This window comes from Enterobacter sp. HMSC16D10, from assembly GCF_001807145.1.
GTDB classification, from domain to species: Bacteria; Pseudomonadota; Gammaproteobacteria; order Enterobacterales; family Enterobacteriaceae; genus Enterobacter; species Enterobacter roggenkampii.
Map to the genome: position 1 here is coordinate 87,215 of NZ_KV787840.1, position 20,909 is coordinate 108,123.

Below are 20,909 nucleotides of genomic sequence, written 5' to 3' on the forward strand. Positions count from 1 at the left end.
TCACTACCGGGCCATTCTTTAGCTTTTCATTACTGTTCTCATCAGCAGCGAATCCAGATCTTTTAAATTTCCTTCTCTGCTGTCGGGTAGTACAGGCGGCACTTCTCCTCTCACCAGCTCACTTTGCAAAAAAGCGTGGAGTAAGGGCCGTTTAGGACCATATTCCGCTTCACCTGCGCGCTGTTTTATTTCCAGTAATCCATCGATTTCCGCACGTAACGGCGCACACAGTTCGCTCCCGGCAAGCAGTTCGGCAAAACGCATCGGTGGAACGCCTTTCCCCGCTTCTACCCACCGCGCCGCCAGCAAAGGTCGCAGAACATAAAAGTACTTTTTCAGCCGAACCGTTTCCCCCTGTAAATATCCACGGAAGTTTTTTCGGGCCATCGAGTAGTAATGCCAGCGGGCGCGCAATGGTGAGAACCACGCGGGTATCAGCGCGCGCAACTCGGCCACTACCGTCTCATCCTCCTGATAAACAACGGGGGAATCCAGCCACTCGATAAGCGTCGGGTTTGCCCCCTTCAGCAGGCCCAGTGCCTTGCGCCATTCCCAGCCACAAACGTCCAGTTCGTCATCTATCGGCAGCTCGATCACATCCCGCTGGGCTTCGACGCGCAAATACCATTCTGGGCGGTGAACGTACAAAAACCGCACATCATAATCGCTATCCGGTGAGGCAAATCCCCATCCCCGACTGCCCGATTCACAGGCGTAGAGCACGCGCACGTTATAGCGCTGCTCTATAGCGCGAAGTTTCGCGCAGACACGTGCGCGCATCGCGCTATCAACATCGTTGTTGCTCATTTTTTTATCCTTTTACACACACTACCTGACGCAGGATGTGAACGATCTCCACCAGCGACGATTGCGCGGCCATCACGGCATCAATGTCTTTATAGGCCATCGGCGTTTCATCGATCACCTCATTGTCTTTGCGACACTCTACGTGAGAGGTCGCCTGAATATGGTCGCTAAGGGTATAGCGTTTTTTTGCCGCCGTTCGGCTCATTACTCGCCCGGCGCCGTGGCTGCAGGAACAGAAGCTTTGCTCGTTGCCGAGGCCACGCACGATGAAGCTCTTTGCGCCCATTGAGCCCGGAATAATCCCCATCTGCCCTTTCTGCGCCGACACCGCACCTTTGCGCGTGATCAGTACCTCTTCCCCAAAGTGATGCTCTTTCTGCACATAGTTATGATGGCAGTTAACCGCCTCCTGCTGCGTAATAAAGGGCTTTGTCACTTCGCGAGAGAGCGCCGCCAGCACGCGCGACATCATCACTTCCCGATTGTGGCGGGCATAATCCTGCGCCCACTCCACCGCCTCGATGTAGTCCTCATAGTGACGACTCCCCTCCTGAAAATAGGCCAGATTTTTATCCGGCAGATGTCCCAGGTGATGCTGCATATCCTGCTGTGCCAGGGCGATAAACACATTACCGATGGCGTTTCCTACGCCGCGCGAGCCGCTGTGCAACATCACCCAGACGCGCTGCTGCTCATCGAGGCAAATTTCAATAAAGTGGTTTCCGGTACCCAGCGTGCCCAGATGCTGGTAGTTGTTGGTTTTCAGCAACTGCGGGTATTTATCCGTGAGTTGTTTAAAACGTGGGGCCAGCACCCACCAGCGATCGTCCACTTCTTTCGGTGGCGTTTCCCACGCGCCTTTATCCCGTCGAGAACGCGTATTGGTTCTCCCATGCGGTACTGCCTGTTCAATGGCGCTACGTAAACCGCTGAGATTATCCGGCAAATCACCCGCCACCAGCGACGTGCGAACGGCAATCATCCCGCAGCCAATATCCACGCCAACCGCCGCAGGAATAATTGCCCCTTTGGTCGGGATCACGCTGCCGATGGTTGAGCCTTTACCGAGATGAACGTCGGGCATCACCGCAAGGTGTTTGAAAATAAACGGCATCTTTGCAGTATTCAGTAACTGCGCCTGTGCCTCTGGCTCTACGGGAACGCCGTGAGTCCACATTTTGATCGGGGCGCCGTTTGACGCCGTCAGTAATTCAAAATCATTCTGTTGCATTGCGTTATCCTTTCAGGTTAACAAGGCCGTGTAATACCTGGTCCAGGCCACCAAATACTGAAATTTTGTCGATACGCTCCGCGACCCTTTCCAGGGTTTCCAGCTCTTTTAAACGCAGCGCCACCGGGTTGTTCTCCATCACCTTTGCGGTGTTTAACAGCGATCGTGTCGCCGCCGTTTCTTCACGTCGGCGTATAACATTCGCCTGGGCCGATTTTTCGGCCTCTACCAGACGGGATAAAATCGTTTTCATATCACCAGGTAAAACAATATCTTTTACCCCAAGCGACGCAATTTCCATTCCAAAGGATGACAGGCGGCCTTGCACCTGTTTGCTGACCACCTCGTCAATGATCTGCTTATCTTCCAGTAACTCATCGAGCGTGCGGGTGCCGACCGCCTCACGCAGTGCGAACTGGAGTTCGCGGTACAAATGTTCCAGCGGTTTCGTAAGCTGTCCGCAGGCCTGCAGCACGTCGCTGTAGCGCCAGTTAGCCGCCAGGTTCAGGCGCAGGTTAACTTTGTCCTTCGTCAGGATCTCCTGCCCGCTCACTTCCACCACCTGAAGGCGCGTATCCACGACCTCTGCCTCAACCAGATGGTTAATTTTCCAGTAAGCCGTCAGTCCCGGCGGTAACAGTGCCTGAATTTCTCCGTCGATTTTCACCACCCCGACGTGCCAGGCAGGTACCTGTACGACCAGCATCGCGTCACGCCCTTTTACCGCGCCATTGCGACGCGGCTGCAGAGCAGCATTCATCACGTCCACCGGCATCCGCACGTCGCGGGTATCAATTCTTCGCAGGGTCAACGCCGCATCCTGCTGCCAGTACAGACGACGAGTCGAAGGCGGCACAATTTCCTGCAATACGCCGTTGTTCGATAACACCCCGATTTCATCCGCAGTAAGGTCGACCGCCAGGCAGTAACGTACCACCCAGTCAGGCTGAAAGCGGCGCAGATAATCCGCCAGCGCATCCGGCACCTCGCTGCCATCCTGGCTCACCACCAGCACGTCGTCAGTATTGAACCAACCCAGACGGTGTTCACCCGCCTCCAGTACCCGGTAATAATCGCCAGCTTTTGCTACCAGTCCTAACTGACCTTTTTTTATCGTGATTTTTTTAGCCATTTTATATTCCTTAAAGTCAGGCGCGGGTGCAGGCACGAAATCACAGGGGAATGCCTTTTCGCCTGCGATCCGGCGCCATTACCGGCGACCTTCATTGGGATTGCTGACTGCGCAATCCCCGTTTTTACTTTGATGTTTACAACCAGTTTTCATTGGGAGAATGAATCGGGAATCGAACCCTTCTGTCTGTCATTGGTTGACGGAACGCCCCCGGAAAACAGCCTTGCCGTTCCTGGTGCGCCGACGGGGCCTTAACCCCCAGTGTGCTCAACGTCGTGACGTTATCTGTATTGCCAGAAGCGTGCCAAAAATAAAAATCGCCGTTTTATTTTTTTATTTTATTGATAATTAATGCTTTTTATTTATCACGTTTTTCATGCATTGCCGTTCGGCTCAACATTTCTTATCCTGCTATATCGACAATTATCTTTCTGGATAAACATGAAGAAGCGGAAGGTGGTGATCGGGGTGCTTGGCACCGTGATGGATAAACGGGGAAAGCGGGCTAATCGCTTTCGCAAATGGCGACCGACCGTCGGGCTGTGCCAACAGCCGGATTTCCCGGTCGACAGGCTGGAGCTGCTACATCAACCGCGAGATCTCGGCATGGCTCAGCAACTGGCGGAAGATATTGTGCTGGTTTCCCCCCACACCGAGGTGCGTCCCAGCACGGTAATCATTGAAGACCCGTGGGATTTCGAAGAGGTTTATGCCGCGTTTCTCGATTTCGCCACCCAGTACACTTTTGATACCGATCGCGAAGAGTATTTCGTCCACATCACCACCGGCACGCATGTGGCGCAGATCTGTTGGTTCCTGCTGACGGAAGCCCGCTATCTTCCCGCCAGCCTTTTGCAGACTGGCCCTGCCAGAAAAGAAGCCTCTGCTGAGGAGACTGCAGCCGGAACTTACTCAATTATCGACCTGGATTTAAGCCGCTACACGACCCTTACCAACCGTTTTCAGCGCGAGCAGCAGCAGTCAATCTCATTTCTGAAAGCGGGCATTGAGACGCGAAACGCCACCTTTAACAGTCTGATCGACAAGATTGAACGCGTGGCGCTACGTTCTACAGCCCCGATCCTGCTGACCGGCCCCACCGGCGCGGGCAAGTCGTTCCTCGCGAACCGCATTTATCAGCTTAAGCAGTCACGCCATCAGGTTTCCGGCAAACTGGTTTCCGTCAACTGCGCGACCCTGCGCGGTGATAACGCCATGTCCACGCTGTTCGGCCATGTGAAAGGAGCCTTTACCGGCGCACTGTCGGCGCGCAGCGGCCTGCTGCGCGAAGCCGATGGCGGCGTCCTTTTCCTCGACGAGATTGCCGAACTAGGCCTGGATGAACAGGCGATGCTGCTCAAAGCCATTGAAGAGAAAACTTTTTTCCCGTTTGGCTCCGATAAAGAAGTTCACAGCGATTTTCAACTTATCGCCGGTACCCACCGTGATATGCGCCTGTGGGTGGCAGAAGGACGTTTTCGTGAAGATCTCTATGCCCGTATTAATATGTGGAGCTTTGCCTTACCCGGCCTTGCCCAACGGAAAGAGGACATTACGCCGAATGTCGACTACGAACTTCAACGTTTCTCTCGCGAAAGCCAGACGCAAATCCGCTTCGATAAAGAGGCACGCGAAGGCTATCTGGCCTTTGCCTGTTCCAGCAGAGCGCTGTGGCGGGGCAACTTTCGCGAACTGAGCGCCAGCGTCGCACGCATGGCGACGCTGGCGGAACGAGGGCGTATTACTCAGGATCTGGTGCTGGAGGAGATTTCCCGGCTTCAGACCGACTGGCAAACTGACGTGCCACAGCCTGCAACTGACATGGAAATTGATCTCTTTGACCAGCGGCAACTGGAAACGGTGCTGGAGGTTTGTCGCCGCAGCGCATCGTTGTCTGAAGCCGGACGTGAGCTGTTTGCCGTTTCACGGCTCAAAAAAGCCAATCCTAACGACGCCGACCGACTGCGCAAATATCTGGCTCGCTTTAGTCTGAGCTGGGAAAGCATCCGGTCATAATTCATTTGAATATTACTTCCTTACGCGATAAACAATAACTATAGCCGGGCTCGATCCCGGCTTTTTATAACAAATACACGCAACATTCATCGCAAGGAAATCATTATGTTATCCGCTATTACGCGGCTGTTCCCGTTATGGGCGCTGCTGCTCTCCGTACTCGCGTATTACACGCCCACCACGTTCACCGGTATTGGTCCGTGGGTCGCCACGCTGCTGATGCTGATCATGTTCGGTATGGGTGTGCATCTGAAAGTAGACGATTTTAAGCGCGTGCTGTCTCGCCCTGCGCCCGTCGCGGCAGGAATATTCCTCCACTACCTGGTGATGCCGCTTGCAGCGTGGCTGCTGGCGATGGTCTTTAAGATGCCGCCCGACCTCTCCGCCGGGATGGTGCTGGTGGGCAGCGTCGCCAGCGGCACGGCATCCAACGTCATGATCTATCTGGCGAAAGGCGACGTGGCGCTCTCCGTCACTATCTCGTCCGTCTCCACGCTGGTTGGCGTGATTGCCACGCCGCTGTTAACCCGCCTGTACGTGGATGCGCATATTCAGGTGGACGTGATGGGGATGCTGCTGAGCATTCTGCAGATTGTAGTAATCCCGATTGCGCTGGGGCTGGTCATTCACCACCTGTTCCCGCGCGTGGTGAAGGCCGTTGAGCCGTACCTGCCCGCGTTTTCGATGGTCTGTATTCTGGCGATCATCAGCGCCGTGGTGGCGGGTTCCGCCTCGCACATAGCTTCCGTGGGCTTTGTGGTGATCGTTGCGGTGGTGCTGCATAACACCATTGGCCTGCTGGGCGGCTACTGGGGCGGGAAACTGTTTGGCTTCGACGAATCGACCTGCCGCACGCTGGCAATCGAGGTAGGGATGCAGAACTCCGGCCTGGCGGCGGCGCTCGGCAAAATCTACTTCTCGCCGCTGGCAGCCCTGCCGGGTGCGCTGTTCTCTGTCTGGCACAACCTCTCCGGCTCGCTGCTGGCGGGCTACTGGTCCGGCAAACCGATTGAGGAACAAACGAAAAAAGATGCGGTGAAACAGGGTTAATTGACTCAGCTTGCTTTACACTGAAGCCTCTCTCTCATGAGGCTTCAGCAATGGCGACACCACGTTTGACCCAGAAAGACATGACGGAAGCCGAGCAGCGCGAACTGAAAACGCTTCTCGACCGCGCCCGCATCGCGCATGGCCGCACGCTGACGAACGCCGAAACCAATCAGGTTAAAAAAGAGTACATCGATAAACTGATGGCGCAGCGTGACGCCGAGGCGAAAAAAGCCCGCAAGCTGAAAAAGCAGCAGGCTTATAAGCCGGATACTGAAACGACCTTTTCCTGGTCGGCCAATACCTCTACTCGTGGAAGGCGCTAGCTAGCGCCCTTTCTTTTTACGGCCAGGCTGGGTAAATCGCTTCCCGTTACCCGGTTTGCCGCGTCCTTTCTCTTCCGCCTGCGGCGCCTTCACGACCGGACGTTTAATCGCCTGGGTTTTCGGTTTGGCTTTGGCCTTCGGCTTCGCTTCGGACGAGGAGTTCTCGATAAGCCTGAACAGCTCGATCAGTTCGTCATCCGTCAAGTCGCGCCATTCGCCCAGCGGAATGCCGGACAGGCTGACGTTCATGATGCGCGTGCGCTCCAGCTTCGTCACTTCATAACCGAAGTACTCGCACATGCGGCGGATCTGGCGGTTTAAGCCCTGCACCAGGGTAATGCGGAACGCGAACGGCGCTTCTTTCTTCACCTTACACTTTTTCGTGACGGTACCGAGGATCGGCACACCGGCGCCCATGCCGCGAATAAAGTCGTCCGTGACCGGCTTATTCACCGTCACAATGTACTCTTTTTCGTGATCGTTACCGGCACGCAGGATCTTGTTGACCAGATCGCCGTGGTTGGTGAGGAAAATCAGCCCCTGAGAGTCTTTATCCAGACGGCCAATCGGGAAGATACGGCTGCTGTGGTTCACGAAATCAACGATGTTGTCCCGCTCACCGTCTTCCGTGGTGCTGACAATCCCAACCGGTTTGTTCAACGCGATAAACACCAGGTCTTCGGCATCACGCGGTTCGATGAGCTGACCATTCACTTTAACCACGTCGCCAGGCATCACCTGGTCACCAATCGTGGCGCGCTTGCCGTTGAGGAACACATTACCTTGTTCAATGTAACGGTCCGCCTCGCGACGTGAGCAGATCCCGCTCTCGCTAATGTATTTGTTTAATCGGGTTGATTGAGTTGGCAGCATAGTTTCTCCTGTGAAGGGCGAAATATACCTTAGGTATGGACTGGAAAAAAAGATTAGCCGACGGTAACTGAGACGGGTTTTTTAGTTTGCGAGACGCTTTCAGGATTTTGCATCCTGTCATTTACCCATGTGTTCAAGCCTTTTAGTTTTACTCTCCATGGAGAAGTGTTTGTAGTTTATAAATCACAAGGAGTAATATGAAGGAGATTGTTCAGACAGAATCCTTCCGACGCTGGGAGCAAAACTTAAAAGATCGACGAGCGAAGACCATTATCGCTTCCCGCCTCTTTCGGTTGGCAAATGGCTTAGCGGGCGACGTTAAACCCGTGGGAGAAGGTATAAGTGAGCTAAGGATCCACTTTGGTCCGGGCTACAGGATCTATTTTAAAGACCAGGGCAATTACATCATCGTGCTGTTATGTGGTGGTGACAAAAGCAGCCAGGCCAGAGACATACTGATGGCAAAAATGCTGAGCAATGTATCCCAATGGCAGGAGTGAATGAGCATGCATAAATTAACACCTTACGATCCCGCCAACGCGTTGGTGGATGACGAGGAAATCGCCGTGTTTATCGCTGATGCACTAGAAACAGGCGACTCGACATATATCGCTAAAGCCCTTGGTGTTGTCGCGCGAGCCAAAGGCATGTCGAACATTTCACAGCAAACCGGTTTATCACGTGAGCAGCTTTATCGGTCATTCAGTGATAAAGGAAACCCAACGCTCAAAACCACGCTCGCGGTCATGAAAGCATTGGGTTTTGGGCTAACACTCAAACACGCCGGGGATTAATACTCATCCCGCTGGTCATCTTCATCCGGCTGTTCCATCACGCTGTACGCCACCGCACAGAACAACGAATTGAGGCGCTTCATATCGCCCAGCAGCCCCAGGTGGAGTGAGCTGGTCTCGATACTCTGCACGTTCTGCTGATGCAGGCGCTCAACGTGGGCGTGCGAGTAGCGGCGGTTAAGAATGCGGAAGCGATGCTTGTTGCGGCGCAGGCGGCGAGCGCTCGGTACGTCGCTGGAGAAGAAGACCAGCATCGCCAGCTTGAGGTTGCTGACCAGCTGTTCGTGCAGCGCTTCAAGCTCTTTTAAGCCTTCAACGGAGAACGCCCGGCGTGCGGCCAGCGACTTATCGGCTATCTCGCTGCCCATGCGCTCAACGATATCGGAGGCCTGCTCAAGGTTGAGCGACATCTCAATGATTTCCGCCCAGCGGCGGGACTCCTCCTCCGCCAGCTCGTCCTGCGGCATGCGGGCCAGGTAAAGCTTAATGGCGGTATAGAGCACGTTGATATCGTCCGCCAGTCTGCGCAGCTCTTTCTCCTCTCGCGGCTCGCCGTGCATCACCTTTTGCAGCCCTTCGAGCATGGTTTCCATGGCGTCGCCCATGCGCAGCGTCTCGCGCGCGGCATTCGCCAGCGCCAGCGCCGGGGTGTCCAGCGCGGAGGTATCCAGATGCTTTGGCTTCAGGCGGGCGTCCAGCTCCGGTTCGTCCTGAATGAGTCGCTCGCAGAAGCGGGCCATCGACCCGGCAAAAGGGACCATCGCCAGGCAGCGCACCAGGTTGTAGAACACGTGGAAGTAGATCACCAGCTCCGCCTTCGGCAGCGGGAGGTTATCCATCAGGTTCGCCAGCGGATGGATAAAGGGCAGAATAATCAGGCTGCCCACCAGCTTAAACAGCAGGCTACCGAGCGCCACGCGGCGGGCGGCGGCGTTGGCGGCGCTGTTATTGAGCATCGCCAGCAGGCCAGAGCCGAGGTTGGCACCGATCACCAGGCACAGCGCGACCGGGAAGGAGATCGCCCCGGCGGCGGTGAGCGTGGCCGTCAGCAGCACGGCGGCCAGGCTGGAGTAGCTGACGATGGCAAACACCGCGCCAATCAGCGCGTCCAGCATGATGTCCCCGGTCAGGGAGGCGAAGATGACCTGCACGCCGTTGGCCTCGGTAATCGGGGTGACCGCCTGCACAATCAGCTCCAGCGCCAGCAGAATCAGCCCCAGGCCAATCCCCACGCGACCAAGCTGCCCAGCCCGCGTCTGTTTGCGGCCGAGGAAGAAGATAACGCCGACAAAAATCAGCAGCGGCGACAGCCAGGAGAGATCGAAGGTCAGGATACGCGCCATCAGCGCGGTACCCACATCAGCCCCCAGCACAATCACCAGCGCCGGGGCCAGCGCCACCAGATCCTGCGCCACAAAAGAGGTGACAAGCAGGGTTGTGGCGTTGCTGCTCTGAACGAGTGCCGTTACGCCAATGCCTGCGCAGAAGGCGAGCGGCTTCTTCTCAACGCTGCTGCTGAGAACGGTACGTAAACGGGCACCAAATACGCGCATCACGCCGGTACGGACGATATGGGTGCCCCATACGAGCAGTGCGACTGCAGAGAGCAGATGTAACAGGGTCAGCACGGATGGTTTTCCTCCTTATCTTTATCGGTTTTCCTGAGGTTCCCTGCGCGTTGCCATGTCGGATGACGGCGACGCCTTATCCGACCTACGCACAGGCCCGGTAAGCGCACCGCCACCGGGTGCCAGGGATAGAACCTGATTTCAGTATAAGGGGTTAAGCGTAAGAAAGAGACAAGGCACCCTTGAGGTGCCCTGTTTGTTGTAAGGAAAAGTGACGTTAGTCTGCGTCGTAGCCTAAGTTCGGTGCCAGCCAGCGCTCTACTTCTGACACGCTCATGCCTTTGCGCAGGGCGTAATCTTCAATCTGATCGCGCTGAAGCTGCGCCACGGCGAAGTACTTGCTGTCCGGGTGGCTGAAGTACCAGCCGGAGACGGATGCGCCCGGCCACATGGCGTACGACTCGGTGAGCTTCATCCCGGTATGGGCTTCGACGTCCAGCAGTTGCCAGATCGTGCCCTTTTCGGTGTGTTCCGGACAGGCCGGGTAGCCCGGCGCCGGACGAATCCCCTGGTAGTTTTCGCGGATCAGCTCCTCGTTGCTGAGGTTTTCGTTCGCCGCGTAGCCCCAGTGCACCTTACGCACGCGCTCGTGCAGGTACTCGGCGAAGGCTTCCGCCAGGCGGTCGGCGATCGCTTTCACCATGATTTTATTGTAATCATCGTGCTGCGCTTCGAACGCGTCCGCCAGCGCATCTTCTTCCAGACCGCCGGTTACCGCAAAGGCGCCAATATAGTCGGCTTTACCGCTCAGCTTCGGCGCGACAAAATCGGCCAGGCAGTAGTTGGCAAAGCCCACTTTCTCGGTTTGCTGGCGCAGATGGCGGCTGACCGCCAGCACGTGAGTGCGGGTTTCATCGCGGTAAATTTCGATGTCGTCGCCCACGCGGTTGGCCGGGAACAGCCCCACCACGCCGCGTGGGTTGAGGGTTTTCTCCGCGTTTAGCCTGTCGAGCATGTCGTTGGCATCGTTAAACAGGCGTTTCGCCTCCTCGCCCACCACCTCATCTTCCAGGATGCGCGGATATTTGCCCGCGAGCGACCAGGTCATAAAGAACGGCGTCCAGTCGATGTAGTTACGCAGCGTTTCGATGCTGGCACTGACCTCCTGAACGCCCAGGCGATGCGCGACCGGCGGCGTATAGCTCGACCAGTCAAACGCCAGATCGTTATCGCGCGCCGCCTGGAGTGAAACTGGCGGGGTGCGCGGTTTCTTGCGCCCGTGCTGGATGCGAACGGTTTCGTACTCTTTGCGGGTGCGCTCAACAAACTCGTCGCGCTGGGTGTCAGAGAGCAGCGCGGAGACCACGCCCACCGTGCGCGAGGCGTTCTGCACGTAGACCGTCGGCCCGCTGTAGTTCTGCTCGATTTTCACCGCCGTGTGCGCCTTGGAGGTGGTCGCGCCGCCAATCAGCAGCGGAATGGTGAAGCCCTGACGCTCCATCTCCTTCGCCACGTTAACCATCTCGTCCAGCGACGGGGTGATCAGCCCGGAGAGGCCAATCAGGTCGGCATTCACTTCGCGCGCGGTCTTGAGGATTTTATCCGCCGGGACCATCACGCCAAGGTCGATAATCTCGTAGTTATTGCACTGCAGCACCACGCCGACGATGTTCTTGCCGATGTCGTGCACGTCGCCCTTCACGGTGGCGATGACCATTTTGCCGTTGCTGGAGCCTTTCTCTTTGCTGGCTTCGATAAACGGCTCCAGGTACGCCACGGCCTGCTTCATCACGCGCGCGGATTTCACCACCTGCGGCAGGAACATTTTGCCCTCGCCGAACAGATCGCCCACCACGTTCATGCCGTCCATCAGCGGCCCTTCGATCACTTCAATCGGGCGGGCTGACTGCTGGCGCGCCTCTTCGGTGTCCTGCTCGATAAACTCGGTGATGCCTTTTACCAGCGAATATTCCAGACGTTTTTTCACGTCCCAGGCGCGCCACTCGGCCTGCTGAACGTTGGCTGCGTCATCCGACTTGCTGCCGCGGTATTTTTCTGCCAGGTCAAGCAGCCGCTCCGTGGCGTCGTCGCGGCGGTTGAGGATCACGTCTTCCACCGCGTCGCGCAGCTCGGCGGGCAGGTCGTCGTAAATCGCCAGCTGGCCGGCGTTAACGATCCCCATGTCCATCCCGTTGCGGATAGCGTAGTAGAGGAACACGGCGTGAATCGCTTCACGCACCGGGTCGTTGCCGCGGAACGAGAACGAGACGTTCGACACGCCGCCGGAGATGAGGGCATGCGGCAGCTCGCGCTTGATGTCCTCGCACGCGCCGATAAAGTCCTGGGCGTAGTTGTTGTGCTCTTCGATGCCGGTCGCCACGGCGAAGATGTTCGGGTCAAAGATGATGTCTTCCGGCGGGAAGCCTACCTCTTCGGTCAGTATTTTGTACGCGCGGCGGCAAATCTCAATTTTACGCGCGCGGGTGTCGGCCTGGCCCACTTCATCAAAAGCCATCACCACCACCGCAGCACCGTAGCGGCGGACCTGCTTCGCGTGGTGGATGAAAACATCCACGCCCTCTTTCATCGAGATAGAGTTGACGATGCCTTTACCCTGAATGCACTTCAGCCCCTTCTCGATCACCTCCCATTTGGAGGAGTCGATCATGATCGGCACGCGAGCGATGTCCGGCTCACCGGCAATCAGGTTGAGGAAACGCACCATCGCCGCTTCGGCGTCGAGCATACCCTCATCCATGTTAATATCGATAATCTGCGCGCCGCTTTCCACCTGCTGGCGGGCAACGTCCAGCGCTTCGCTGTACTTCTCTTCTTTGATCAGACGCTTGAACTTCGCGGAGCCGGTGACGTTTGTACGCTCACCCACGTTCACAAACAGGCTGTCTTCGCCGATGGTTAACGGCTCAAGGCCGGAGAGGCGACAGGCAACCGGCAGCTCGGGCAGCTTGCGCGGCGGCAGTCCGGCCACGGCATTGCTCATGGCGGCGATGTGCTCCGGCGTGGTGCCGCAGCAGCCGCCGACGATGTTCAGAAATCCAGACTCGGCCCACTCGCGGATTTGTGCCGCCATGGTGTCGGCATCCAGATCGTATTCACCGAAGGCGTTCGGCAGACCGGCGTTCGGGTGCGCGGTAACGTAGCATTCCGCAATGCGCGACAGCTCCTGCACGTACTGGCGCAGCTCGTCCGGGCCCAGCGCGCAGTTCAGGCCGAAGGAGAGCGCGTCGGCGTGGCGCAGGGAGTTATAAAACGCTTCGGTGGTCTGGCCGGACAGGGTACGGCCGGAGGCATCGGTGATGGTGCCGGAAATCATGATCGGCAGGTCAACGCCCAGCGCCTCGAACTCCTCTTTCACCGCGTAAATCGCGGCCTTGGCGTTGAGAGTGTCGAATACCGTTTCAATCAGGATCAGATCGGAACCGCCTTCCACCAGCGCTCTGGTCGATTCACGGTAGGCAACAACCAGCTGGTCAAAGGTGATATTACGAAACGCCGGGTCGTTGACGTCCGGTGAAATCGACGCAGTGCGGTTGGTTGGGCCAAGCACCCCGGCAACGTAGCGCGGCTTGTCCGGCGTGCGGGCCGTCCACTCGTCGGCGCAGGCGCGCGCAAGCTTTGCGGCTTCAAAGTTGATCTCCGCCGACAGGGATTCCATCTGGTAATCCGCCATGGCGATGGTTGTCGAGTTAAAAGTGTTGGTTTCAACGATATCCGCACCCGCTTCGAAGTAGGCGTTGTGGATATCCTTGATCACGGACGGCTTGCTGAGCACCAGCAGGTCGTTGTTCCCTTTCAGGTCGCAGGGCCAGTCGGCGAAGCGTTCGCCGCGGAAATCGCCTTCACTCAGACGATAGCCCTGGATCATGGTGCCCATGCCGCCGTCCAGCACCAGAATTCGTTCATTTAACTGCGCACGCAGTTGCTCTACTTTGCTGCTCACACTTGCTCCCGACAACGCTCAACAAGGCCAAAAGGCTGCGTTCCATACTGGCACAATCTCGCAGGGTGGAAAAGTCGCTCAGCGGTAACATGAGACATGTTCACTATCACTCCTCCGATCAGTCAGGATAACGGTTGCAAATTCACCAAATAAAACGAAAATGATTTCCACGATACAGAAAAAGGAGATCGTCATGGTCGCGACCGTTCCCGCTAAACGCGGCAGAAAACCTGCTGCCACCACCGCTGCCGCACAACAGGGTGGACAGGTTCAATCGCTCACGCGCGGTCTGAAGCTGCTGGAGTGGATAGCCGAGTCGCACAGCAGCGTGGCCCTGACGGAGCTGGCCCAGCAGGCTGGCCTGCCGAACTCCACGACGCACCGCCTGCTGACCACCATGCAGCAGCTGGGCTTTGTCCGCCAGGTAGGCGAGCTGGGGCACTGGGCGGTGGGCGCGCATGCGTTTATCGTGGGCAGCAGCTTCCTGCAGAGCCGTAACCTGCTGGCGATTGTGCACCCGATTCTGCGCAAATTGATGGAAGAGTCGGGCGAGACCGTGAATCTGGCCGTGCTCGACCAGAGCGACCATCAGGCGATTATCATCGACCAGGTGCAATGCACGCAGCTGATGCGCATGTCCGCGCCGATTGGCGGCAAGCTGCCGATGCATGCCTCAGGGGCGGGTAAAGCGTTCCTCTCGCAGCTGACCGAGGAGCAGGTGACGGGGCTGCTGCACCGTAAAGGACTGCATGCCTATACCCACGCCACGCTGGTTTCGCCGGTGCATCTGAAAGAAGACCTGGCCCTGACCCGCAAGCGCGGCTATTCGTTTGACGACGAGGAGCACGCCCTCGGCCTGCGCTGTATCGCAGCCTGCATTTTTGACGAGCACCGCGAGCCGTTTGCCGCCATCTCTATCTCCGGGCCGATTTCGCGTATGACCGACGATCGGGTCACTGAGTTGGGTGCGCTGGTGATTAAGGCGGCGAAAGAGGTCACGCTGGCGTACGGTGGGATTCGTTAAGCATGCATTGCCGGGTGGCGGCTTCGCCTTACCCGGCCTACAAGATGCCCTCTGAAAACCGGATGCAAAACCGCTGCTTACGGCGGTAAGCGTACACATCTTCCACGTGCCCGTTTTTGATCCGCGTTTGCAGTCCCCGCCAGTAGCTGGCGCGAAACAGATCGGCATGCATCTCTTCGAATAGCGGCCCGATGCGCGGATCGGCGCAGAGCCAGTGTCGAAACTCTTCGGGAAACACATCGCCCGGCGAAACGCTGTACCACGGCTCGCTGGAAAGCTCATCTTCCGGGTAGCGGGGCGGTGGGATGTCGCGGAAGTTCACCTCGGTCATGTAGCAAATTTCGTCGTAATCGTAGAACACTACCCGTCCGTGACGGGTGACGCCGAAGTTTTTGAACAGCATATCGCCCGGGAAGATATTGGCGGCGGCAAGCTGGCGAATCGCGTTGCCGTACTCTTCAATCGCATCTCTTAAAGCCTGACCGTCGGACTGCTCCAGCCAGATATTCAGCGGCACCATGCGACGTTCAATGTAGAGATGGCTGATCGCGATTTTATCGCCAAGATCGGTGATTTTGGCGGGTGCTTCCTGCAGTAAAAGCGCCATGAGCGCCGGATCGATCTGCTGCTTATCCAGCACAAAATTTTCGAACTCCTGGGTATCCGCCATGCGCCCAACGCGGTCGTGCTCCTTAACCAGCTGGTAGCAGGCGCGGACGTGCGCGGCGGTCATCTCTTTCTGCGGCGCGAATCTGTCCTTAATCACCTTAAAGACCCGGTCGAAGCCCGGCAGCGTAAAAACCAGCATCACCATGCCGCGAATGCCGGGCGCTTCGATAAACTGCTCATCGGCCGTGGTGACATAGCGCAGGTATTCCCGGTAGCTTTCCGTTTTAGCGTGCTTCTGGCAGCCAATAGCCATATACAGCTCGGCGGTGGTTTTGCCCGGCAGGATCTCGCGCAGCCATTCCACCAGCGCGGCAGGTAACGGTGCATAGACCATAAAATAGGAGCGGGCGAAGCCAAACACGATGCTGGCCTCGGCGCTGGTGGTCAGGCAGGTATCGACAAACAGTTCCCCGCCGTCGGTGCGGTGAATGGGCAGCAGAAACGGCACAATGGCCGTCGGCGTAACCAGTTTGCCCACCAGCCAGGCGGCTTTATTGCGGTAGAAAAGCTCGTTGGCCACCTGCAAATGGCTGTGGCTGAGCACCTCCGCGCCGAATGCTTCTTTGAGATGGGCGTGGATATACCCGATATCCCGGGCTTTATTCTCCCAGGGCAGGCGCAGCGGCAGATCTGTCAGCACGCGGTGCAGGAGCTTTTCCCATCCGCGATCGGGGAAGAAATCTTTCGCCAGCGGACGCGGAATGGTACGAAAGCGCCGTTCAGGCTGGGAGCTGAAGATAAATAACCGCTCAGGAGATAATGAGCGGTGGTCAAATAACCGGCAATAGACGGAGTTGAAAAAGCTCTCCGCAATCTCGAAGCGCGGGTAGTCGGGTAACAGATGGGTGTAATGCTCTTTTACGCGCAGTAAAAATTCCGCGTCCGGACTTTTACCGTCGGTAATACAGCGCAGCTGCTCCACCACCAGACCCACGTGGTGGTCATAAAGATGGATACGCTGCTTCATGGCCTGCTGAACCGCATGCCAGTCTGCGTGTTCGAAGCGCTGCTGGGCGCCGGAGGTTACTTCCAGAAAACGACCATACTGGGCATCGAAGCCCTGCAAAATAGTTTGGGCAATCAGTAATTCCAGGCCACGCGACATATATTCCCCCTCACCACCAACCCTCTCCCCAGGGGGGAGAGGGGGAAAAGATTAGAACTGTGCTTCTTCCGTTGAACCCGTTAAGGCGGTGACGGAGGAGGTGCCGCCCTGAATAATCGTGGTCACATTATCAAAGTAGCCGGTGCCCACCTCCTGCTGGTGAGACACGAAGGTGTAACCGTCTTTGCCTGCCGCAAATTCCGGCTGCTGCACCTTCTCAACGTAGTGCTTCATGCCCTCACCCTGCGCATAGGCGTGCGCCAGGTCGAACATGTTGAACCACATGCTGTGGATGCCTGCCAGCGTAATGAACTGGTATTTGTAGCCCATGTCGGACAGCTGCTGCTGGAAGCTGGCGATGGTTTTGTCATCCAGCTTTTTCTGCCAGTTAAAGGACGGCGAGCAGTTGTAGGCCAGCAGTTTGCCCGGGTACTTCGCATGAATGGCGTCGGCAAAGCGTTTTGCCAGCGCCAGATCCGGCGTGGAGGTTTCACACCAGACCAGGTCCGCGTACGGCGCGTACGCCAGACCGCGGCTGATCGCCTGCTCAATACCCGCATGGGTACGATAGAACCCTTCGCTGGTGCGCTCGCCGGTGATGAACTCGCTGTCGTACGGATCGCAGTCAGAGGTGATCAGGTCAGCCGCGTCCGCATCGGTACGGGCAATGACCAGCGTTGGCACGCCGAGTACGTCAGCAGCCAGACGCGCGGCAACCAGCTTCTGCACCGCTTCCTGTGTAGGAACCAGCACCTTACCGCCCATATGTCCGCACTTCTTCACTGACGCCAGCTGATCTTCGAAGTGAACGGCCGCTGCACCGGCCTCAATCATCGATTTCATCAGCTCAAAGGCGTTCAGCACGCCGCCGAAGCCCGCTTCCGCATCCGCGACGATCGGCAGGAAGTAGTCAATAAAGCGCGGATCGTTGGGTTCGATGCCCGCCGCCCACTGGATCTGATCCGCACGGCGGAAGGTGTTGTTGATCCGATCCACAACCGACGGCACGGAGTTAGCCGGATAGAGCGACTGATCCGGGTACATGCTGGAGGCCAGGTTGGCGTCCGCCGCGACCTGCCAGCCGGAGAGGTAAATCGCCTCAATACCGGCCTTCGCCTGCTGCAGTGCCTGACCGCCGGTCAGCGCACCGAGGCTGTTGATGTAGCCCTTTTTAGAGCCACCGTGCAGCAGCTTCCACATTTTCGCCGCGCCATTTTGCGCCAGCGTACATTCCGGATTGACCGAGCCGCGTAATTTCACCACGTCTTCCGCGCTGTACGGGCGGCGGATGCCTTCCCAGCGAGGTTGTGTCCACTCTTTCTTTAATTCTTCGATTTGTTGGGTACGGGTTTTCATGTGCAGATGCTCCATATTGTTATGTGGTGAGTTACGCCAGGAAGCGGTAGCCCGGCAGGGTCAGGAAGTCGATTAAGTCATCTGATGTGGTGATTTGCTCCATCAGGCGCGCAGCGTCGTCAAAACGCCCGCTACTGAAGCGGTGTTCGCCCAGCTCGTCCTGGATCACCCGCATCTCTTCGGCCAGCATCTGGCGGAACAGGGTCTTGGTCACCGGTTTGCCGTTGCTAAGCGTTTTTTGATGGTGGATCCACTGCCAAATAGAGGTACGTGAGATCTCCGCCGTCGCAGCATCTTCCATCAGGCCGTAGATCGGCACGCAGCCGTTGCCGGAGATCCACGCTTCGATGTACTGCACCGCGACGCGAATGTTGGCACGCATGCCCTCTTCCGTACGTTCACCCGCGCACGGCGCCAGCAGCTGTTCTTCTGCGATTGGTGCATCGTCTTCACGGGTGACAAACAGCTGGTTTTTGTTGTCGCCGAGCACGCGGTTAAAGACCTCCATCGCCGTATCGGCCAAACCCGGATGGGCGATCCACGTCCCGTCGTGGCCGTTACGTGCTTCAAGCTCTTTGTCGGCTTTCACCTTGTTGAGCACCTGATTGTTGCGCTCTGCGTCTTTGCTCGGGATAAAGGCTGCCATGCCGCCCATCGCAAAGGCACCGCGCTTGTGGCAGGTTTTGATCAGCAGACGCGAATAGGCGCTCAGGAACGGTTTGTCCATGGTGACAACCTGACGATCGGGGAGCACGCGATCGGGATAATTTTTCAGGGTTTTGATATAGCTGAAAATATAGTCCCAGCGTCCACAGTTCAGACCGACAATGTGGTCGCGCAGCGCATGCAGGATTTCATGCATCTGGAATACGGCGGGCAGCGTTTCAATCAGCAGGGTGGCTTTGATGGTGCCGCGCGGCAGGTTGAAACGATCTTCCGCATAGCTGAAGACCTCGCTCCACCAGGCTGCTTCCTGCCAGGCCTGCGTTTTAGGCAGATAGAAATACGGGCCGCTGCCTTTCGCCAGCAGGGCTTTGTAGTTGTGGAAGAAATAGAGTGCAAAATCAAACAGGCTTCCTGGAATGGCTTCTCCACGCCAGGTGACATGTTTTTCGGGCAGGTGCAGGCCGCGCACGCGACAGATCAGCACCGCCGGGTTCGGTTTGAGCTGGTATATTTTGCCGGCTTCATTGGTATAGCTGATGGTGCCGTTTACGGCGTCGCGCAGGTTGATCTGCCCGTCGATGACCTTACGCCAGTCCGGTGCCAGCGAGTCTTCAAAATCGGCCATAAAGACTCTAACGTTCGCGTTCATGGCGTTGATCACCATTTTGCGTTCTACCGGACCGGTGATCTCAACGCGACGATCCTGTAAATCTTCAGGGATGCCGCGGATTTTCCACTCGCTACGACGAATGGAAGCAGTTTCCGAAATAAAACCAGGCAACTTGCCGTTATCAATTTCCTGCTGCTGATGAATACGTGCCGCCAGCAGCTTATTGCGCTGCGGCGTAAAGCGGGTCACCAGTTCAGTCAGAAATTCTACCGCTTCTGCCGTTAATACTTGCTGTTCTTGCTCGCCATACGGCTGGGTAAAGGCCAGTTCATCGACCGTCGTTGCCTGTTGAGTCATTACTCTGCTCCTCATCAAAGATCCAAAATCACGCTCCCGACGCGAACGAAAGATCGTTGGGTAGTTTTCGCTCAGCAGAATTAAGACTATCTCTATTTTTTCTAAAATCAAAAACAATTTCCATTTTAATTATTAATTATGATTAATTGATTGATTTCATTGAGATTAAAGTTGGATCGAACGGTGAGTGGCATTTCGGAAATAAAAAAGGCACCCGAAGGTGCCTGATTTGAATAGCTGAAACGCTTTAGGATCGTTTAGTGCAGACGATTACTCCAGCGTCGGGTTCATGTGACGCAGATCGTATGGTGTTATCTGGTAGACGTAATAGTTGAGCCAGTTAGTAAAAAGCAAATTCCCGTGGCTGCGCCAGGTCGCTCTCGGTTTGTTTTGCGGATCGTCTTTCGGGAAATAGTTGTACGGGACATCCGGGTTCAGACCCGCTTCGACATCACGGAAATACTCTGACGCCAGGGTGTGCGGATCGTACTCAGGATGCCCGGTTACGAATGCAATGCGCTTATCTTTACTGGCAAACAGGTAAGCGTCCCCATCTTCCGTTTCGGCCAGGATCTCCAGATCGGTGTAATCACGAATCAGCTGGGCCGGGAAGTCAGCGTAGCGAGAATGCGGGGCCAGGAAAGAATCATCAAACCCGCGCGTCAGCAACGCATGGGGATGGAGAATATGGTGTTCGTATACGCCGGAGAGCTTTTCAGTGCGGGTTTGCTTGGGGATGCCATACAAAATATTCAGTGCGGCTTGTACCGCCCAACAGACAAACAGCGTGGACGTGACGTGATCTTTTGCCCATTCCAGCACCTGTTTGATCTGCGGCCAGTAAGCGACATCGTTAAATTCCACCAGGCCGAGCGGGGCGCCGGTCACAATCAATCCATCAAAATTTTCACCCTGAATGTCATCAAAGTTGCAGTAGAAGTTGTTCAGGTGCTCAGAAGGCGTGTTGCGAGACTCACGGGCATCGATCCGCAGCAGCTGAATATCAACCTGCAGCGGGGAGTTCGACAGCAGACGCAGGAACTGATTTTCTGTTTCGATCTTCTTCGGCATCAGATTGAGAATAAGCACCTTCAGCGGGCGAATTTCCTGACCTGTCGCACGTGAAGTCGTCATCACAAAGACATTTTCTTCACGCAAGAAATTGACGGCTGGTAGCTCGTCCTGCACCCGAATCGGCATAGCTTTATATCCTCACAGCATACGTATAAACGTTTAGACATCCAGACAGCTAACGATACCCAGAAATGATCGGAATGTCGAGTCTGCAAGGCGAAGGTGAGAAAGTTTCAGGGAGAGGGAGAGGAAGAAAAACAAAAGCAAAAAACCCCGCACCTTTCGGTACGGGG

The 20,909-nt window shown here is 56.5% G+C and carries 16 protein-coding genes; 6 read left to right on the top strand and 10 right to left on the bottom strand.

Annotated features, from left to right (window positions below; translation table 11 throughout):
* Nucleotides 1–18: 18 nt before the first annotated feature.
* The 3 genes from HMPREF3143_RS05415 to HMPREF3143_RS05425 are packed head-to-tail and all read right to left on the bottom strand — an operon-like array spanning nucleotide 19 to nucleotide 3,170.
* Entirely contained in the window at nucleotides 19–807 is a 789-nt protein-coding gene (locus HMPREF3143_RS05415) for a nucleotidyltransferase domain-containing protein (protein ID WP_070532039.1), read from the bottom strand.
* 4 nt (nucleotides 808–811) lie between these two features.
* Nucleotides 812–2,038: an RtcB family protein gene (locus tag HMPREF3143_RS05420; protein ID WP_070532042.1), complete on the bottom strand. Its 1,227-nt coding sequence runs from the start codon at nucleotides 2,036–2,038 to the stop codon at nucleotides 812–814.
* Between the two features lie 4 nt (nucleotides 2,039–2,042).
* Entirely contained in the window at nucleotides 2,043–3,170 is a 1,128-nt protein-coding gene (locus HMPREF3143_RS05425) for a slipin family protein (protein WP_070532044.1), read from the bottom strand.
* A gap of 441 nt (nucleotides 3,171–3,611) precedes the next feature.
* On the opposite strand from HMPREF3143_RS05425, the gene rtcR reads away from it, so the two are divergent.
* From rtcR to HMPREF3143_RS05440, 3 genes are all read left to right on the top strand, one after another.
* On the top strand, nucleotides 3,612–5,186 hold the full coding sequence (rtcR, locus tag HMPREF3143_RS05430; RefSeq protein WP_070532047.1) for an RNA repair transcriptional activator RtcR: 1,575 nt from the start codon (nucleotides 3,612–3,614) through the stop codon (nucleotides 5,184–5,186).
* A gap of 105 nt (nucleotides 5,187–5,291) precedes the next feature.
* On the top strand, nucleotides 5,292–6,236 hold the full coding sequence (gene panS / locus HMPREF3143_RS05435; protein ID WP_023293551.1) for a ketopantoate/pantoate/pantothenate transporter PanS: 945 nt from the start codon (nucleotides 5,292–5,294) through the stop codon (nucleotides 6,234–6,236).
* Nucleotides 6,237–6,286: 50 nt separating this feature from the next.
* Entirely contained in the window at nucleotides 6,287–6,559 is a 273-nt protein-coding gene (locus tag HMPREF3143_RS05440; protein WP_014830263.1) for a YjbD family protein, read from the top strand.
* Here the strand turns inward: HMPREF3143_RS05440 and rluF are convergent, their stop codons facing one another.
* Nucleotides 6,560–7,432, bottom strand: coding sequence for a 23S rRNA pseudouridine(2604) synthase RluF (rluF, locus tag HMPREF3143_RS05445; RefSeq protein ID WP_045352872.1), 873 nt, complete (start codon nucleotides 7,430–7,432; stop codon nucleotides 6,560–6,562).
* A 197-nt stretch (nucleotides 7,433–7,629) separates the two neighbouring features.
* On the opposite strand from rluF, the gene HMPREF3143_RS05450 reads away from it, so the two are divergent.
* Together HMPREF3143_RS05450 and HMPREF3143_RS05455 are read left to right on the top strand one after the other, a co-directional pair.
* Complete coding sequence (locus HMPREF3143_RS05450; protein WP_023293553.1) at nucleotides 7,630–7,932, top strand: type II toxin-antitoxin system RelE/ParE family toxin; 303 nt, start codon at nucleotides 7,630–7,632, stop codon at nucleotides 7,930–7,932.
* A 6-nt stretch (nucleotides 7,933–7,938) separates the two neighbouring features.
* Complete coding sequence (locus tag HMPREF3143_RS05455; RefSeq protein WP_021242718.1) at nucleotides 7,939–8,226, top strand: addiction module antidote protein; 288 nt, start codon at nucleotides 7,939–7,941, stop codon at nucleotides 8,224–8,226.
* On the opposite strand, the gene HMPREF3143_RS05460 is transcribed toward HMPREF3143_RS05455, so the two are convergent.
* Nucleotides 8,223–9,854 carry a Na/Pi cotransporter family protein gene (locus tag HMPREF3143_RS05460; protein ID WP_008503411.1) on the bottom strand — a complete coding sequence of 544 codons (1,632 nt, stop codon included), beginning with the start codon at nucleotides 9,852–9,854 and terminating at the stop codon, nucleotides 8,223–8,225. The two genes, HMPREF3143_RS05455 and HMPREF3143_RS05460, sit on opposite strands and share 4 nt — an antisense overlap.
* Nucleotides 9,855–10,071: 217 nt before the next feature.
* A complete protein-coding gene (metH, locus tag HMPREF3143_RS05465) occupies nucleotides 10,072–13,755 on the bottom strand; it encodes a methionine synthase (protein ID WP_070532049.1) in 3,684 nt (1,227 codons plus the stop codon).
* Between the two features lie 193 nt (nucleotides 13,756–13,948).
* Here metH and iclR point away from each other — a divergent pair, with 193 nt between their 5' ends.
* Nucleotides 13,949–14,779, top strand: coding sequence for a glyoxylate bypass operon transcriptional repressor IclR (gene iclR / locus HMPREF3143_RS05470; RefSeq protein WP_023293555.1), 831 nt, complete (start codon nucleotides 13,949–13,951; stop codon nucleotides 14,777–14,779).
* Nucleotides 14,780–14,816: 37 nt separating this feature from the next.
* On the opposite strand, the gene aceK is transcribed toward iclR, so the two are convergent.
* From aceK to metA, 4 genes are all read right to left on the bottom strand, one after another.
* Nucleotides 14,817–16,553 carry a bifunctional isocitrate dehydrogenase kinase/phosphatase gene (aceK, locus tag HMPREF3143_RS05475; RefSeq protein WP_070532052.1) on the bottom strand — a complete coding sequence of 579 codons (1,737 nt, stop codon included), beginning with the start codon at nucleotides 16,551–16,553 and terminating at the stop codon, nucleotides 14,817–14,819.
* Nucleotides 16,554–16,604: 51 nt separating this feature from the next.
* Nucleotides 16,605–17,909, bottom strand: coding sequence for an isocitrate lyase (aceA, locus tag HMPREF3143_RS05480; protein WP_008503407.1), 1,305 nt, complete (start codon nucleotides 17,907–17,909; stop codon nucleotides 16,605–16,607).
* A gap of 31 nt (nucleotides 17,910–17,940) precedes the next feature.
* Entirely contained in the window at nucleotides 17,941–19,542 is a 1,602-nt protein-coding gene (gene aceB / locus HMPREF3143_RS05485; protein WP_070532054.1) for a malate synthase A, read from the bottom strand.
* Nucleotides 19,543–19,812: 270 nt separating this feature from the next.
* Nucleotides 19,813–20,742, bottom strand: coding sequence for a homoserine O-acetyltransferase MetA (gene metA, locus HMPREF3143_RS05490; protein ID WP_008503405.1), 930 nt, complete (start codon nucleotides 20,740–20,742; stop codon nucleotides 19,813–19,815).
* Nucleotides 20,743–20,909 lie beyond the last annotated feature (167 nt).